An 18651-nucleotide genomic window follows, 5' to 3' on the forward strand; every position below is an offset into this window, starting at 1 on the left:
GATAGTTTGTTTCCTCCATTTACTTGAAGTCTTCTAATGGATGTAAAGTATTTTCCTGTAGTTGGATCTTTTACTACCATTACTCCTGCTGTTATGAAGCTTGATGAGTCTTTTTCTTGGAATTTATTTATTGGCAGAAGTTTTTCTAAATCTATATTTCTTTTTATTATGTTTTCTTTTATTGGTCCATTGTTAAGTATTTTATATGGTTCAGGATTAACTATTGCATCCATAAATCTTTCTATTCTGTTTTCATGATCTATGTTTAATAAGTCATATATTATTTCTCTATCTCCATAAAGACCTCCTATGGATGATATTTGACTATTTCTTATTTTATTGAATAACATTGGTCTTTTATTGTTAAAGTGTTTAAGTACTGCACTCATTTCATATATGGTATCTACTTCTTTATTACATTCTAAAAGCAGATTCTTTTCTCTTAGTCTTTCTAATACGGATCTAAGCATTTGCCTTTCCATAAGTAGCCCCCTTTCTACTCACCAGTCCATCTTTTTACTAAGTTATTATCTATTTCTAACATGTCAAGTATTCTTCCTGTCATATTAAATACAATATCCTCTATGGTTTCTGGATGGTTGTAAAAGCCTGGACTTAAGGGAAATATTGTAACATTCATTCTAGCTAGTTTTAACATGTTTTCTAGATGTATTGGACTTAGTGGTGTTTCTCTAGGTACTAATATTAATTTACGTCCTTCTTTTATGGTTACATCACAAGCTCTTGAAATCAAGGAATCGGAAAACCCATGGGCAACAGATGATAGTGTTTTCATGGAGCAAGGTAATACTATCATCTTGTCTACTTTAAAAGAGCCACTGGCTATTGGGGCTGCAAAGTTCTTGTTGTCATGATAATGTGTTGCTAGAGATTTTAGTTCTTCTAAGCTAATGCCACATTCATGTTCTGTTACATATTCTCCCATAGTGGATACTACAAGATGAGTTTCTATGTTTAGTTCTTTTAGTGCTTTTAGAAGTGATACTGCATATATTGATCCGCTTCCTCCTGATATTCCTACCACTATCTTCATTGTATTCCTCTCCTTATATGTACCTATAGGCGGTCAAAGACCGCCTAAAAATATATTATTTTACTTTGTTCTCCGGATCTCCTCCGCCTGTCCATGGATCTAGACCTTTTTCCCAAGCTTCCTTATATTCGTCGAAAGTCATCAACTTTGTGAATATACTTAAGTCTCTTAACCCATGCTCATGCATTTCTTGAGTCTTTGAATGAATAGCATCTGTAAGTGAAATAACTTTATATGCCCTAGCTAAAGCATCTGTAGCAGTTGATCTTACACATACATTAGTCCAAGTACCGGTTACAACAACTGTATCTATATTTTCTTCTCTTAAATAAAGGTCTAAGTCAGTATAAGCAAATCCACTATGTCTTCTTTTCTTTACTATATATTCATCTCCCTCAGGTCTTAACTCAGTAACAAAATCCGATCCCCAAGTTCCATCTACTGCATGAACTGGTCTTACTTTAAAGTCTGCATCATTTTTTCTATGTGCCTCTTGAATATGGACTAATTGTACATCATCTTTACCTTCAGCATTTCTTTCTCTTACCCACTTGAAAATCTCTTGTATCTTTGGAGTTATTATTGCTGTTCCCTCACAAAATAAAGCTCCCTTTGGATTAGCAAAATCATTTAACATATCTATTATTAAAATCGCATGTCTTGGCATTGTTAAAACTCCCCCTATTTTTTTATTATTTTTTGTTTTTTTATTAGAAAGTTATCTTTCTAGGTAAAATTTGTATGCTTTGTCTCTTAATAAATTGACCAAATCCTGGTTTTGCCTTTATTCCTTTAATTTCTCTTATATGCTTATCTATTACTTCTGGATGGTTTATTCTATAGCTATTTTCATATTCTGCACTGTGTAAGTATGGATATTTACTAAATTCGTCAGCATATTTTTCTTCTATTCCTTCTGGGAAATTATGAACTATTGTTTTCAATTCTTCGTCTGTTAATCCTGCTAGAACACTTTCTTCTATATCTTCAAATACTAAATGTCCACGTACTATAGTTTTTGCAACTTTACCTTTTAGTTTCATTCCTTCAAGTGGGGAATATCCGCACATTGAAGCTTGCTTCTTAGGCTCAATAACCCATTCCTTATCTAAGTCGATTATTGTAAAGTCTGCATCTGAACCTATGTGCATAGCACCCTTCTTTGGATATAATCCATAATGTATTGCTGCATTAGTTGATAGTATTTCAACTAATTTGCTTAGAGATATTCTTCCTTTATTATATCCTTCACTAACTATGATAGGTACCATTGTTTCTACACCTGGTATTCCTGGAAATGCTGTCCATATGTTCATTCCTTCTCTAGCTTTTTCACTTTCTATTTCATAAGGAGCATGGTCTGTAGCTATAAAGTCGATACTACCATTATTTATTCCTTCCCATTGCTCTTCATTATCTTTCTTAGTTCTTAATGGTGGAGCTATTTTAGCAAAAGCACCATATTTTGTCATAGATTCTTGATAATTTAAGGTTAAATAGTGAGGACAAGATTCAGATGTTACGTTTAATCCTCTTTTCTTTGCTTCCCCTACTAGTTTTGCTCCTATTCCAGTACTCATATGAACTATATGAAGTCTAGCTCCTGCATCCTCTGCAAAAGATATACCTAATTCAATTGCAACTTTCTCTGCTAATTCCATTCTTGCTTCAGCCCAAGCTGGTCCGTCCATTCTACCTTGTTTTTGGAATTCCTTTACGTAGTAATCACACATGGAATAATTTTCAGCATGGATTCCTACTGGAAGCCCAGTTTTAGCTACTGCTTTAAATGCTTCATACATTTCTGGATCTGTAACTCTTGGGAAAGTAGGAACTGATGGTGTCATATAAGCCTTAAAAGCAACAACTCCATAATCAGCTTGTTCTTGCACATGATCAAGCCATCCTTCTCTTACATCCTCACCTGTTACACCACCCCATAAAGCAAAATCTACTAATGCTTGTGGTTGTATTAAATCAACTTTCAATTGCAATTGTTTTGCACTTCTTACTGATGGAACAGAACAACAAGGCATATCAATAATTGTAGTTACTCCACCAGAAGCTGCAGCTGCTGTACCTGTTAGGAAATTTTCTCTGTGAGGAAATCCTTGATACATAAAGTGAGTATGTGAATCTATACAACCTGGTAATGTTAAATGTCCTTCTGCATCGATTATTTCCTTCGCCGCTACGCCCTCAATATTATCTAAAAATCCAGCTATCTTTTCATCTTTAACTAAAATATTAGTTGTTATAGTATCGTCGCCTTGAGGAATCCTTGCATTTTTTACAATAATATCATACATACTTAGCTCTCCCCTTTTTAATTAAATTTGTACTAATAATAACATATTGTTTAAAAATATGCCTTGTTAGTTTACTATAAAAATACATCTTAAGATTAATTATTATGACAAATCTTTTGTATATTTTATATAATATTTTTGTATATTTTCCATATATCTTTTTTTGAATAACTAGTTATAATAGTGACTAAATAATATACATATATTTATATGATGTAGTAAATTATTTAAATAATATTGGGGAGGGAATTAAATGACATTAAAACTAATTGACCTATCTCAAGAGATTTATCAAGGCATGAGTGTTTTCCCAATGCATCAGAAAACATTTATAATGACTAATATGACACATGAAGAAAATATGAAAGCTACTGGAAGTAAGACCTTAGGATTTTCTGCAAGAAATCTACTTATTAGTGAACACGGTGGCACTCATAGTGATGGTGTATGGGAGTTTAATCCAGAAGGCCCAACTATAGACAATATGCCTTTAGAATACTTCTGGGGCTCAGCCATATGTCTTGATTTATCTCATATAAGATATCCGAACTATTTCGAACCAAAGGATTTGGAATCTGCCTTATCTCGTTCTGGACAGGAAATCCGACTAGGTGATATTGTTTTGCTATATACTGGTCATCATGATAGAACCTTTGGTACAGATATGTTCCAAACTGATTATTCAGGATTAAGCTATGAAGCTGCAAAATGGTTAGCAGAAAAGGGTGTAGTTAATATAGGTGTAGATGCTCCTGCAATAGATTTAACTCCAGATGATACAGATTTTTCAGCCCATCTAGTTTGTGGAGAATACCATATAACCAATACTGAGAATTTGTGCAATTTAGACAAATTGGTAAATAAAAGATTTTTATATATTGGATTACCTTTAAAAATTAGGGACGGCACAGGTTCACCTATTAGAGCAGTTGCATTATTAGAAGAATAGAAAAATGCCAAGGGGTAGTCCCCTTGGCTTATTATTTAGTTTCCTTTAATCGATACTTGTTTATTTTCAACAACTAAACTTTTTATTATATTCATTTTCCCTGTATTTTTGTTTTTCTTAGAACTTTTTATAGGAAAGGATAAGGTACATCAACTTTTCCCATTTCATAATAACACTCAATTATTTCACCAGAAGAGATTTTTTCTACATATGTCAATGTTCTTATAATCATTCCATGACATACCATAATCACTTTATTATAATGAGTATAATATTATATTTATAGCCTTTAAAATAGCATCTTAACTTGAATTTTTCAATGGTTTAAGGTATAGTATATTTAAATAAATATACTTGATAAAGGAGGATTAACATGAATAGATTGAGATTATCTATCCACTAGCGATAGAAAGAAAATCGAATGGCCTCTTTCTGTTGCTAGACATTTAAACAGGAGGCTAAGAATGAATATAGTGAGCATGAACAAAATTATAACTTAATATATAATACATTTTTAGCTCCCAATAAATATTATTTGAATTGGCTATTCCAAATCATATATTAAGGGGGCAGCACTATGTACGAATCAATTCGTGTTAAAAATATTGATCTTGAATATAATGGTAAAAACATTCTTGATATAACCGAGCTAACTATTTACGAAGGAGAAAGAATAGGACTTATTGGAAGAAATGGTTCAGGTAAGACATCTCTTCTTAGAATTCTTTCAGGTGATCTAAAACCAACTGGTTGTGAAGTTATTCATAATGGAAATGTTATAATGATCCCTCAAATTCTCTCAGACCAAAATCAAAATATTAGTATCTCTAATTACTGGACTTCATTATGGCAAATTAATGCTAAAAGTACAACTGTTATGAGTGGTGGAGAAGAAACACGCTATAGAATTTCAAAAGCGTTTTCAGAGCAGGCAGTGTGTATCTTAGCAGATGAACCTACTTCCCACTTAGATCAGGAAGGAGTCGAACTTTTAATTCAACAACTCAATCACTATACAGGTGCACTTGTTATTGTAAGCCATGATCGTTACTTCTTAGATTCCACTGTCCATAAGATTTGGGAAATTAAAGATAATGGGATTTTGGAATATTACGGTAATTATTCTGATTATTTGAATCAAATTGAGTTTGAACGTAAACAACAAGAAAAACAATATAATATATATGTAAATGAAAGCGAAAAGTTAATACGCTCGATAGAAACTATAAAGAATAAAGCAAACAAGCTACAAACTAAGCAAGTTGGAAAACCAATAAAAAACAATACTCAACAAGACGGTAGATTAAGCGGTCAAAGACCCATTGGAAGTAAAGAAAAAAGTATGAATAGGATAGCAAAAAGTATAGAAAAAAGATTAGAAACCTTGGGAGAAGTAAATGCTCCAAAGGTGCAAAATAAAATTTTCTTTAGACAAAGCGAAGCTGTTAAATTGCATAATGAATTTCCAATCATGGGGGAAAATATTTGTAAAAATCTAGGAAGTATACACATCTTTGATAAAGCATCATTTGTCGTTCCATTAGGCAAAAAAGTAGCCATTACTGGTGATAATGGTACAGGTAAAACAACTTTTCTTAAAATGGTTTTATCTAATGATGAGGGTTTAACAATTTCTAAAAAGGCCAAAATCGGATATTTTAAACAACAAAATTATAAGTCAACCAGCAATGAATCTTTACTCCAATTTCTATCTCAGGACTCCGATTATAAGTCCCATGAGTTAATTGCAATGCTAGTACAAATTGGATTTGAAGTTCAGGATATCAGAAAGTCATTAAATCAACTTAGCGGTGGTGAGCTTACCAAGGCAATGCTTGTTAAGATGTTATCTGGACAATACAATATACTTTTAATGGATGAGCCTTCCACGTTTCTTGATACACAGAGTGTTGAAGCATTAGAATCCATGATGATAGCATATCAGGGGACCATCGTATTTGTCTCTCATGATATAAGATTAATAGATAATGTAGCAGATATCATTTATGAAATAAGAGATAAAAAGCTGAATAAAATAAAGGGTTAAATATAAATTGAAATATAGCTAAAGCCAGAGAATCACTTCTCTGGCTTTAGCTTATTCTTTCATCCGTTCTATTTTTTCTCTTATATTCTTATAATCATCATCCCTAATAATTAAAAAACCTCTTTTAGACTTTAAATCCTGTAGTCCTGCACATGCTATATGGCATCCATTTATCACTATAATAAAGTCATATTCCTCACTCTCTATAGCATAACTAAATTCAAATTCTTTATAATCAGATTTTATTTTGTCTACAATACTAGTACGGTCAAATCTTGAGTTACATCCGCCACAGTATTTTATACCTACCTTCACCTATTCACCACCATTTAAAATCTTTCTAGCAAAGGCTAGTAATTCCTCATCAACTTGATTAACTAGGATCACCTTATCTATTGAGTCACCTAATTTTTCTTTTAATATACTTTCTACAATCTCCTCGGTGGTAATCTGAGCAGAGGGACAGCCATGGCAATTACCAGTTAATGTTATCCTCATTATTTTCCCAATAATAGAATTGACCTTTATATCTCCCCCGTGCAATTTAAGCTGCGGTCTAATAAATTTATCTACCACATCTTCTACCTCTTTTAATAAGATATCTTTCAAAGCTAAACCCTCCACTTAGATTATTCCTTTTTATTTATTAAATAAATCTTATTTATCCTTACTAGTATCTACTTGTGCAATTCTTCTTGCCATTTCCTTCTTAGATTCAAGATTTCCTTGGCGAGCAATCATTATTCTCTGAGCCTGTGGTGAACCAGCTCCATGCATAGATTCAGTTCTATATCCAACTGCTGCAGTACCTAATGTAATATTTTCAATTAACCTTAATACTCTCATACGATTTTCTGTTGAAGTTCCAGTTTTTCCAGCTAAATATTTTTCAACATATTTTCCTATTTCTGGGTCTTTGAAATCCTTTTCTGATGGCATGGTAACCATCAATCCACCTGCTATATCCTCTGCCAACCTTGCTATTTCGTATGGAAAACGAGTTACATTTTGCTTACATACATTTGCTAATAATAAATCAATTAAATAATTTCCTGAAGCTGTTTTACTTCCCTCTGCTGAACAGGCAACAGCACATGCCCATAGGGTTTCATTTAAATGCATCATCTCTATTAGTTTATCTTTTATATGACTAGCCTTATTTGCACCATTATAATCTGCCGCCAAAGCTGCTGCACCTATTAATACATCACCTACACCTGTTTTACATGCATAGGATTGTCTATGATATCCAGCAAACCTTTCCACTAGCATACCAGCATATTTTGCCTCTTTACACATAAATATCCTATCATTCGGAACAAATACATCATTGAATATGACCAATGCCTCATGTCCGCCAAAATTAGCATTTCCAAGGTCAACATCTGCACCTTCTTCTAACTTTCTTGTATCACAGGATTGGCGACCATAAATCATTATTACTCCTTCTGCATCAGATGGAACTGCAAAGGATACTGCATAATCTTTGTCCTCTTCTTTTAATGCAATAGTAGGCATTATTAAATGTTCATGGGAATTTACAGCTCCTGTTTGATGAGCCTTTGCTCCTCTTACTACTATCCCGTCTTCTCTCACTTCAGTAATGCGAAGATATAAGTCAGGGTCTTCCTGTTGAGATGGAGAAAGTCCTCTGTCTCCCTTTGGATCTGTCATTGCTCCATCTACTGTATAATCATTTTCCTGAATGAATTTTAAGTAGTTTACAAATCTCTCATGATAGTTTGTTCCATATTCCTTATCCATTTCATAAGTAGTTGAATAGATTGCATTAAAAGCATCCATACCTACACATCTTTGAAAACAAGAAGCAGTTTTTTGCCCCAATAGTCTTTGCATCTTTATTTTTTTGATTAAATCTTCAGTACTTTGATGTATATGACAGAATCTATTAATTACTTCTCCTGTTAAATGTGACTTTGTAGTCATTAAATCTTTATATTCTTCTTGCTGAGCTAATTCATAGGTCATTGCTACTGAATTCATAGATGGTCTAATTATTGGATGGTCCACAGGGTTTTCAATAAGTTCTCCAAACATATATACCTTTAAATTCAACTTCCTTAAACTTTCTATATATTCCTCCCTAGTCATTAATGCCATTTAATACATCTCCTTTTAAATATATTTATACACCTTTTCTAATATGAGAGTTCATCGCTATCTTCTCATATTAGAACTTATCAGCAAATCTACCTTCCCATTCCTTTATAAGTTCATCTCTAAAATCTGGATGAGCTATATTGATCAAGGACCTTCCTCTATCTTTTAGGGTCTTTCCCTTAAGATTTGCTACTCCATATTCAGTAACTATATAATGCACATCATTTCTTGAAGTAGTCACTGCTGCACCCTCATCTATTATAGATACTATTCTTGAAACTGTTCCCTTTGCAGCTGTAGAAGGCATTGCTATAATAGATTTTCCATCCTTTGCCATAGATGCACCACGAACAAAATCTACTTGCCCTCCTACCCCACTAAATTGTTTCTTTCCTACTGAATCCGAAACCACTTGCCCCATTAAATCCACTTGAATACATGAGTTAATGGATACCATTTTATAGTTTTTCATAATTACACAAGGATCATTTACATAATCTACAGGATACATTTCTATATTTGGATTGTTGTTTACAAAATCATATAGTCTTTCTGTCCCCATCAAAAATGTAACTACCATTTTATCCTTATGCAAGGTTTTCATTTTATTTGTAATTACCCCTGCTTCATATAGTTCCAATACACCATCAGATATCATTTCTGAATGGATACCAAGATCCTTTTTATCCTTTAGGAAAAGCAGTACAGCATCTGGTATTGCTCCAATACCCAATTGTAAAGTTGAACCATCTTCAATTAAGGATGCACAATGTTTTCCTATTAAACGTTCAACATCTGATATCTTTGGCGGATTTAAGATTGGTAATAGACTATTAGCCTCTACAATATAATCTAAATCCTTTATATTGATAAAAGAATCTCCTAAAGTTCTTGGCATTTCTTCATTTATCTGAGCAATTGTTATCTTAGCACATTCTACCGCTGCCTTTGTGTAATCCACAGATGTACCTAGGCTACAATTTCCATTTCCATCTGGGGCACTAACAGTAACTAATGCAACGTCTACAGGCAACTTTCCTTCTCTAAATAGTTTTGGTACCTCATAGAAAAAACAAGGAGTATAATCTGCTCTACCTGAATTTATTGCCTCTCTAGTAGATCCACCTGCAAATAAAGCATTATGTCGAAAATGTTTTTCCATACCTTCTTTTATATATTCGCTTTTTCCCATTGGAACCATATGAACTATTTCCACATTCTCATATTCATCTTTATTTGCCACCATGGCTTCAATAAGTAAAGAAGGTTCTCCTACAGCATGACCTATAACTACTCTATTGCCAGATTTTATATGTTTTACTGCTTCTTCTTTAGATACTAGTCTTTTATTATATTCTAATCTCCAATCCATCTAATCACTCCTAATACAATCTAGCAAAAATACCTTTTATTTCGTCTCTTGATAACTCTGTATAGTTATTTGCTAATAATCGTTGTTGTTTCTCAAGTACCGATACTGTAAATTCCTCAATCTCCTCTTCCTTCATACCATATTCTTTAAGTGATTTTTTCGGTAATAAATTATTCAATATTTTCTCAAGCTCATCATATACATTTTCAACTGTAGTTCCGATTAAACCTCCTAACATCTTATTTACATCTTTGATTTTTCCATTTGGATTCAGTCTATTGTATGTCTTAAATACTTCTACAAAGAATTGATAATTCACTTCTCCATGAGGTACATGATAAGTTCCTCCTACTGGATAGGATAGAGCATGAACTGCTCCTACTCCAGTGTTTGCAAAAGCAATACCTGCATAATTACTTGCAATTAGGAAGTCCTCTATTATTTCTGTTCTATATTCTTCGCCCTTTTCAATAATTTCTAGGTAGCCCTTTAATATGATCTCAATTGCTTTTATACTAAATAGCTCAGTATAACAGTTAGACTTTGGTGATACTAAAGATTCTATTGCATGTATCAAGGCGTCTATAGAACTGGTTACAAAGAATTTATACGGTAATGTTTTTACCATTTCAGGTATCATTATTGCATAGTCCGCATATAACTCATCTATTGCTAATCCCATTTTTGTTCCTTTGGATTTTAATTCAGCTATAGAAATATTAGTAGCTTCACTACCAGTACCGCATGTAGTAGGAATTATTATTAGCTCCTTGTCTTTTATCATTGGGATGGTTTTTTCAAATAGTTCCAATGTATTTGCTGCATCTTTAATTACAAATAATTTTGCAATATCAATTACAGAGCCTCCGCCGATTGCAATTATTCTATTAAATTTAATATCTTTTATATCATTAAATATTCTATCTATCATTTCATCTGACGGTTCTCCTAAACCGTATTTTTCTTGGTATACAATATGACATGGTAAGTTTAAATGTCCAAAATAAGGCTGATAAATATACTCATTAGTCAGTACTAGGTCTTTTTCGGTTATTGGAAACGCCTTTATAAATTCAGTACAGCTATTAAACTTATATATTTCAGGTTTTACAACTAATTGTCTCATTTAATCCACTCCTTTTTGATATTTAAGCCCAAATCTCCTCATCTGTAGGCGCAGCTATTCCTGTTTTTACAAAGGCTACTCTAGATACATTTATTAGATGTTTATAGTTTAAGTTCTCTGATATACTATTGTTTCCCCAAGTTCCACAACCTAAAGTAGTAGTAGGTGATAAACTATTAAACAAGGAACCACCTGCTGTAGTAGATGATGGTGCATTTACTACTAATCTTGAAACAGTAAGATTTAATCCAGCATATCTTATATGCTCCTGGCTATTTGAGTGAATTGCAGTTGTATGTCCTTTCCCTTCTAATTCAAGGTTAGTTTGAGCTATTGCTACTGCATCTTCAAATGTATTATATGGCAATACTATCATTACAGGGCACATCTTTTCTTTGCAAAGCAAATCTTCTTTTCCAATACCAGTTGGTTTTAACAATATTACTTTAGTTTCCTTTGGCACTTCAACGCCTGCTAAATTTGCAATAAATTGTACTGATTGCCCTACTATATCCCCATTTATCATTCCATTTTTAAATAAAACATCTCTAAATTTACTTACTGTTGCTTCATCTCCAGCATAGAATGCTCCATTTACTTCCATTGCTTTTACGATCTCTTCATATTTATCTTGAGGCACTATTATAGATTGCTCTCCTGAACAAATAATTCCATTATCAAATATTCTTCCTGCTATTACTTTTTGAGTAGCTTCTATGAAATCTATATCTCTATCTATGATTACTTGAACATTACCAGCACCTACTCCAAAGGATGGTTTTCCACTTGAATATGCTGATTTAACCATGGCCATTCCACCTGTAGCTAATACAACATCAGATTTTTGCATTAATTCATTGGTTAATTCAATTGATGGTTCTTCAATTATTTGAATTAAACTATCAGGTGCACCTAGTTTTTTAATTGCCTCATTCATCAACTCTACTGCATGGGCACTTGATTTTTTTGATCTTGGATGAGGAGCTACAATTATTGCATTTCCACCTTTTAACGCAAACATTGCATTACACATAGGTGTAACAATTGGGTTTGTAGTAGGGGTAACAGCACAAACTACTCCTATAGGTTTAGCTATAGAAATCAATCCATTTTCATAGTCTTCATCTATTATTCCTATGGATTTTTTACCCTTCAAGCTATTCCAAATGGTCTTAGATTTCCCCCTATTTTTCGCAACCTTATCTTCATATACTCCCATTCTTGTTTCTTCTACTGCTTCCTTTGCTAAAATCTCAGCGTTATCATAGATTACCTTGCCCATTGCTTTTACAATATTATCTACTTGTTCTTGAGTAAATTTTTCAAATACTTTCTGAGCTTCTCTAGCCTTTTCTACCATTACATCCACAACTGTTTTATCCACTGAACCATCCCTCTTTTCTTATTTATTCTTAGTTATTTAATATTGCAAGAAATGTGCCATTACTAAAAAAAATATAATGTTTTTCCTTCACCGCTATCTCCCTCGTTAAATAATTAACTATTCTATGCAAAAAATATCCCCAGTTAGAACTGTTGCATTATTGCATCATCTTTATTGGGGATATTTGATATTTTTTTAACTATATTGGCTAAAATAAGAACTTTCCTTTTCTTTATGCAACTGATGCATTTTCGCAACTAATTGCATTTTCGCAACACTCATCTGTATTTCTGTCTCTTTCGTACAAAAGTAGCAGGGTCAATTTCTAATACCTTTGCAGCATCACGCACGTTACCATATGTATTGAAAGCAATTTCTAGTAGATGTTTTTCAACTTTATTTAGTGCTTGTTTTAATGGCACTATCTCATTTTCATTGATCACATTCTGTACTTTATCCCAAGCCAATATGGACTTAGGAAGATCAGGTTTACTAATCATATCTTTCTCTGACATTACCATTATTCTTTCAATAATATTTCTAAGTTCTCTTACATTCCCTTTCCATTCATAAGCATATAATATCTTGAGTGCTTCACTGGATATGGTTTTTTTAAACCTATATTTCTTATTTAATTTGTTTAAGAAATAATGTATAAGAGGTATGATATCATCTCGCCTATCTCTCAAAGGAGGTATTGTAATTGGCACTATATTTAATCTATAGTATAAATCCTCTCTAAATAACTTTTCTCTTACCATTTCCTCAAGATTTCTATTAGTTGCTGCCAGAATTCTCACATCTACAGTTATCTCCTCTACTCCACCAACTCTAGTAAATTGTCCATCTTGGAGCACTCTTAGAAGTTTTACCTGCATATCAAGGGGCAATTCTCCTATTTCATCTAAGAATATTGTCCCTCCATCAGCTACTTCAAACAACCCTATTTTCCCTTCCTTATTTGCTCCTGTAAATGCTCCTCTTTCATATCCAAATAATTCTGCTTCTATTAATGTTTTAGGTATCGAACCACAATTAACCTTTATAAATTGCTTAGTTTCCCTATTACTATTTTTATATATTAACTTTGCTATTTCTTCCTTACCTACGCCAGTTTCTCCTGTGATCAACACTGTTGTATCAATAGGTGCCACTCTGATTGCCATTTGAATGATATCTAACATCTTCTTATCCATAGCAATTAAGTCGTTATTCTTTAACAATTCTATTTTCATAGCTTCTAATTCTACAGAATATTTCTTTGTCAAGTTTTCTTTTTCATCTAGTTTTTCTTTTAATTCATAGAGTTCAGTAATATCCCTTACATTTGTAACTACCATAGTAATATCTCCTGCACTGTTAAATACCGGAGTAGATGTGACTAAGGCTTTTTTTCCAGTCTTAAAATTTTGTTCAATTGTATTTACCTTCCTATCTTTTAATACAAGTAGAGTTGCAGATTGAGATATATATCCTTCATTTACAAGATCATTCATATTACGCCCAATTAGCTCCTCGATTCTTATACCAGCAATCCTCTCATAAGCCTTATTTACCATTATTGTATTAGCTCTTCCATCAGTTATGTAAATTCCATCATATGATGAATCCAATATATCACTTATCCTTAAATGCAGACCTTCTTCAACAAACAAAGCAATCACCCCTTTCTGCATTAATTATACTATATTTTAACATAAATACGAACTACCTTTAAGTAGAGAAAAACCATTAAAAAATAAATTGCTTAAAATACTCTAAGCAATTTATTTTTATAACGTATATAAAATCTCTCATTTAATTTTGACTTTTAAAATTTCTGACATAATTGGATTTCAAAAAGTTCTAATGATTTCATAGAAACTTTTTCTAATTCCCCTGTTTAATCTTACTAATATTTTTTATTATTATAGATATAGTTCCATCTGGGTTATTTACAAACTCAATTATATTTCTATCTCTATAAATATCAACTGGTATATCAAGTTGGATACCATTATCCATCTTGATTTTGTGTACAGTTAATTTCTTTTCTGGTTTTTTCCCTTCTAAATCTACAACTTTATTGACTCCTGCCTCTTCAACTCTTTCTATATATTCCTTTTTTATATCAGGATTATTTCTAAACATTGCATTTGCAACATTTTCTACTTCAATACTACCGCTATCAAGATTATCATAAATTGCTTCTTTTATTTCAGATACCTTATCAAAGTCGTCATCATAATATCTCTTAGTTATATCTTTAGCTACTTCTCTCATGACCTTGATACTTTCCTTAATGGAAAGATCTGTATCACAACTTAAAAACATCTTAGAAAAATATAGTATCTTTTCTCCCTCAATATCATATTCTCTTTCGAATATCTTTAGAGATAAATCTTCTAAGTTGATTAATGCTGCCTCAATATTTTTCTGTGTTTCTGACGGAAACATTACTTTGTTCACAACTATTTTATTTAATGTTCCAGAATCACCATAATCAACATAATGAGTGTATCCTTCCTTATAGTTAAACTTTATAATAATGAGATAATTATGACTTTCAATATTTAAGGAGGCCATTAACAAGTCACCGCTAGGTATTTCAATATATCTTAACATAAGTTCATATAATTTCTCTGCAATAGATATACTAGCATCAATGAAATCTTCATTTATATTTTTAATTAAATCTTTTATTTGCGAGTTTTCAATAAATTTTCCTGACTTAACAGCTTGATCATTAAATATCCTTTCAATGTGTTTTCCAATAAATCCTTGTACTTTTTCATCGTCTAACTCTAATTTCTCTTTAGAATAAACAGGTAGTGCAGAAGTAGAGTCAAGTATATGAAGTATAGCATTATTTATTTTTATTTCCAATAGTATTCACTCCTTGAAATTAATCACTCTCTATCTTATCACTTATTTCTCACAATTAAAATCACAAAATTAAAGGATATACCTAAGTAAAGGTATATCCTCTTGATTTATCATTCCATCATTTTCCTAATAACTCTTTAATTTTAATGGCTATCTCTAGATTTAACCTATGATTTGGATCTTCCAAGTCCATTCCTGTTATTTCACTGATACGAGTAATCCTATATAGAACCGTATTATAATGTGTAAATAACTGTTCTGATATTCTAGTTAGATTTCCATTATTTTTGAAATATACATCTAAAGTCTTAACTAATTCCGTAGATTTTTTCTTATCATAATCAACTAATGGTTTTAGTGTAGAGTTGTAAAAATCTTCTAATTCGTCTACTAAACTATCCTGAGATAAGATTTTGAATATACCCAACTCATCAAAGGTTACTATCTCTTTATATGTAATAACCTTTCCTATCCTTACAGTTCTGACTGCATCTTGAAAACTCTTATCTACATTACCTAAACCCTTATATGTTCTTCCTACTCCTATCTTTACATCTAAATTATCACATTTATTAGATATACATTCAACGATTTTCTTATTGAAATCCTTGAGCCGATCTGAAATTTGTTTTTTATCTTGAAAACTTAATAGGATTTGAACTCCATTAGCTTTAGTAGATACTATCCCCCTTAAGTTTAAGTATTGCATTAATTCTTCTATGGTATGAACTACTGGGTTTATAAAATCCTGTATGTAATCAATTAATGTATCAGTTTCATTCGATTCATTTTTGTGCTTAAAACTCATTACTTCTATCACATAATAATCTTCAATCTGTAAATTAAAAAATCTCGCCCTATCTAATGCCTTTTTCTTTCTCTTTGAATCTATAGAAATTAAGTCTTCAAAAAATTCTGACCTATATCTAATTTCCACTTCCTTAACTGATAGCTCCTGTAATATTGAAAGTGCTATAGTAGTTGAAGCCGACTCAATTATAGCTAGGTCAAAGCCTCCCAAGGGCATATCTGTACCCCAGGTAAATAGATGTCCATATATATGGTCTCTTAGTACTATGGGCATAATCATTCTTTTAATATACTTTCCATTAATAAGGACCTTATCCTCAATTAACTTTTTTAATCTATTCTTTGTATTATTGGATTCATAAAATTCTTTTACTTCTTTAGTTAATTCCGAGCTATATGATTCATTTGTTCCATTAACACATTCAATTATTTCGTTTGAAAAGCTTAAGTGAAGGATTACAGGATTTTTAATATTTTCTTGAACTATTTGAGCTAAGTCTTCTAATCCATTGCCCTCTAGCATAGCACCCATTAATCGTTCATGAACCTTTTCAATTCTTTCTAGTAATGATGCTTGTTTATTAAATATCTCTTTAAAAGTAGACATCATTATATCTGATAAAGGAATAGATGAGTGTATATCTATTATAGGAAAACTTAAATCATTAGCTAAATCAAGAACCTCTGAAGAAAGTGTCTCTATGTAAGGAGATATCTTTATGCCAATACCTGCTAACTTCTTTGATGCACACTCTTTTATAAGTTCTATTTGAGCGTCTATATTATCCTGTTTAAAAGAATAAGCAGTTGTTAGTAAAAATTCACCTTCCGCTGTCCATTCTAATATATCTGGGTCTGCCATTATGTTTACTCTAGATATGGTATTTCTAGCCCCCCTAAATCCTGCAATCAAACTAGAGGATTTCATTACATCAAGCTTTAACATGTCCTCTATACTGATACCATTTTGTCTAGCCATAGATAACAACTCCTTTTTCAAAGTAAAGCAGTATGGTGCCATAAAATCATGGACACAGGCGATTATTTTTGCTTGATTTTTACAATCCATAGGAAAGTCCTTTCTTAATTTTTCGCAAAAAGAACTTGACCTAAATGGATTTTAAAAGCTACCTATAATCCTTTGATGAAAGCTTTTTTTGTATGTTGAATTATAAATTGATAATCATTAATTACATAAATACTCTCTGGATATTAATCAAATGGTTTTTCAATCCTTCTTCCTTTTACATATCTTTCTACTATATACCTATCATCACCTATATAGATAAACTTCTGGAGCCTTTCTTCTATTGACAACTCATTTATATCTGATAAAGAACTATCATCAATTACTAGAGCATCAAATTCATAGCCCTTTTCGAAACTTCCTACCTTGCCAAAGAAACTTCCACCGCCCTTAGTTCCAAGGAAAAATCCTTCACTAAATGTAAGTGGTGCCAATTCCTTATTTGAATTTATCCAAGCCATTTTAGAAGCCTGAATAGTTCCTGCTATGATATTTGGTATGCTTAAACTATTTCCACCAGAAATATCTGAGCCTAATCCCACCGGTACTCCCTTGTTCAAAAATTTCCTAACTGGCATTATACCACTTGACAAATTATAGTTTGAATAAGGGCAATGTGCCGCATAGACCCCATTTTTAGCCATTAAATCAATCTCTTCATCAGTGTTATATATGCAATGTGCCATTATGGTACTAGTTTGACCAAATAGATTAAAGTCATCATAAACAGAAGCGTAATTTTCAGAATTAGGAAAAAGCTCTTTAACCCAAATGATTTCAGATTTATTCTCATTTAAGTGAGATTGAACAGGTATTTTATAATCAATAGCCAAGCCTGCTAAACTCTCAAGTAATTCTTCGGAACAAGTAGGGATAAACCTAGGTGTAACAATAGGTTTAACCAATGATGATTTATTCATATATTCTTTTATTATTTCTTCAGTATCAACTATAGATGCTCTTGTATTTTCTGTAAGATAAGGAGCAGTATTTCTATCCATATTTACTTTTCCTACATACGCTCCTAAACCAGATTCTATAAACATATCCAATAAGAGTTTAGTACTTTCTTTATGAATACTTGCAAAAACACCTGACCTAGTAGTTCCAACTCTCCATAGCTCATTTATAAGTCTAGAAAACACTTTTCTAGAATAATCTAAATCACTATATTTTCCTTCCTCAGGAAATGTGTAGGTTTCAAGCCAAGGAATAAGTTCCTTATCTAATCCTAAACCTCTGTTAGGATATTGAGGAGCATGAAGATGTAAATCAACAAATCCCGGTATAATTAATTTATCAGAAAAATCTTGAATTGTATAGTTTTTGTAAGATTTATCTAACTCGCTACAAATATCTACTACTTTTCCGTCTTCTACTATTATGTACGAATTCTTATGAATTTGGAATTTTTCTTTTGTTGGAGTAAAAGCTATATTACCCTTTAGTACTATTTTACTCATAATTCAACACCCCTTATATTATTATCTAGACTTTCAACGGATATTAACCAACATAATTTCTCATTTATATTATAATATTATCTAGATAACAATCCTATGTAGATATTATACAAATTCAATAAGT

Annotated in this window: 16 protein-coding genes; 2 read left to right on the forward strand and 14 right to left on the reverse strand. The window is 31.9% G+C overall.

The window, feature by feature from the left end; genetic code table 11:
* The 4 genes from KQI38_RS20030 to KQI38_RS20045 form a co-directional block, all read right to left on the reverse strand.
* Window positions 1-482: UbiD family decarboxylase domain-containing protein (locus KQI38_RS20030; protein WP_246565947.1), on the reverse strand; the 482-nt coding region annotated here is incomplete at its 3' end.
* 14 nt (window positions 483-496) lie between these two features.
* Window positions 497-1054, reverse strand: coding sequence for a UbiX family flavin prenyltransferase (locus tag KQI38_RS20035; RefSeq protein ID WP_216562653.1), 558 nt, complete (start codon window positions 1052-1054; stop codon window positions 497-499).
* Between the two features lie 55 nt (window positions 1055-1109).
* Window positions 1110-1721: a cysteine hydrolase family protein gene (locus KQI38_RS20040; protein WP_216562655.1), complete on the reverse strand. Its 612-nt coding sequence runs from the start codon at window positions 1719-1721 to the stop codon at window positions 1110-1112.
* Window positions 1722-1764: 43 nt separating this feature from the next.
* Complete coding sequence (locus tag KQI38_RS20045; RefSeq protein WP_216562657.1) at window positions 1765-3363, reverse strand: dihydroorotase; 1599 nt, start codon at window positions 3361-3363, stop codon at window positions 1765-1767.
* A 253-nt stretch (window positions 3364-3616) separates the two neighbouring features.
* Here KQI38_RS20045 and KQI38_RS20050 point away from each other — a divergent pair, with 253 nt between their 5' ends.
* Both KQI38_RS20050 and abc-f read left to right on the forward strand, forming a co-directional pair.
* The gene (locus KQI38_RS20050; RefSeq protein WP_216562659.1) at window positions 3617-4312 is read left to right on the forward strand and encodes a cyclase family protein; all 696 of its coding nucleotides are present in this window, start codon (window positions 3617-3619) and stop codon (window positions 4310-4312) included.
* A 577-nt stretch (window positions 4313-4889) separates the two neighbouring features.
* Window positions 4890-6359: a ribosomal protection-like ABC-F family protein gene (abc-f, locus tag KQI38_RS20055; RefSeq protein ID WP_216562661.1), complete on the forward strand. Its 1470-nt coding sequence runs from the start codon at window positions 4890-4892 to the stop codon at window positions 6357-6359.
* 51 nt (window positions 6360-6410) lie between these two features.
* On the opposite strand, the gene KQI38_RS20060 is transcribed toward abc-f, so the two are convergent.
* The 10 genes from KQI38_RS20060 to guaD all read right to left on the reverse strand — a co-directional run bounded on the left by KQI38_RS20060 (window position 6411) and on the right by guaD (window position 18527).
* Window positions 6411-6674 carry a hypothetical protein gene (locus KQI38_RS20060; protein ID WP_216562663.1) on the reverse strand — a complete coding sequence of 88 codons (264 nt, stop codon included), beginning with the start codon at window positions 6672-6674 and terminating at the stop codon, window positions 6411-6413.
* Window positions 6675-6968 carry a NifU family protein gene (locus tag KQI38_RS20065; RefSeq protein WP_216562665.1) on the reverse strand — a complete coding sequence of 98 codons (294 nt, stop codon included), beginning with the start codon at window positions 6966-6968 and terminating at the stop codon, window positions 6675-6677.
* A 48-nt stretch (window positions 6969-7016) separates the two neighbouring features.
* On the reverse strand, window positions 7017-8480 hold the full coding sequence (locus KQI38_RS20070) for a 4-hydroxyphenylacetate 3-hydroxylase family protein (RefSeq protein WP_216562667.1): 1464 nt from the start codon (window positions 8478-8480) through the stop codon (window positions 7017-7019).
* 70 nt (window positions 8481-8550) lie between these two features.
* Window positions 8551-9852 (reverse strand): acetyl-CoA hydrolase/transferase family protein, encoded by a 1302-nt coding sequence (locus KQI38_RS20075; RefSeq protein WP_216562669.1) that lies wholly within the window; start codon window positions 9850-9852, stop codon window positions 8551-8553.
* Between the two features lie 10 nt (window positions 9853-9862).
* The gene (locus KQI38_RS20080; protein WP_216562671.1) at window positions 9863-10978 is read right to left on the reverse strand and encodes a 4-hydroxybutyrate dehydrogenase; all 1116 of its coding nucleotides are present in this window, start codon (window positions 10976-10978) and stop codon (window positions 9863-9865) included.
* Between the two features lie 22 nt (window positions 10979-11000).
* Window positions 11001-12362, reverse strand: coding sequence for an aldehyde dehydrogenase family protein (locus KQI38_RS20085; protein ID WP_338114493.1), 1362 nt, complete (start codon window positions 12360-12362; stop codon window positions 11001-11003).
* 278 nt (window positions 12363-12640) lie between these two features.
* A complete protein-coding gene (locus tag KQI38_RS20090; RefSeq protein WP_216562673.1) occupies window positions 12641-14017 on the reverse strand; it encodes a sigma-54 interaction domain-containing protein in 1377 nt (458 codons plus the stop codon).
* 214 nt (window positions 14018-14231) lie between these two features.
* A complete protein-coding gene (locus KQI38_RS20095; RefSeq protein ID WP_216562675.1) occupies window positions 14232-15227 on the reverse strand; it encodes a nucleoid-associated protein in 996 nt (331 codons plus the stop codon).
* A 118-nt stretch (window positions 15228-15345) separates the two neighbouring features.
* Complete coding sequence (locus tag KQI38_RS20100) at window positions 15346-17106, reverse strand: PucR family transcriptional regulator (RefSeq protein ID WP_246565948.1); 1761 nt, start codon at window positions 17104-17106, stop codon at window positions 15346-15348.
* A 143-nt stretch (window positions 17107-17249) separates the two neighbouring features.
* The gene (guaD, locus tag KQI38_RS20105) at window positions 17250-18527 is read right to left on the reverse strand and encodes a guanine deaminase (RefSeq protein ID WP_216562677.1); all 1278 of its coding nucleotides are present in this window, start codon (window positions 18525-18527) and stop codon (window positions 17250-17252) included.
* Window positions 18528-18651 lie beyond the last annotated feature (124 nt).

Origin of the sequence: Tissierella carlieri (assembly GCF_018917285.1) — a bacterium.
GTDB lineage: Bacteria > Bacillota > Clostridia > Tissierellales > Tissierellaceae > Tissierella > Tissierella carlieri.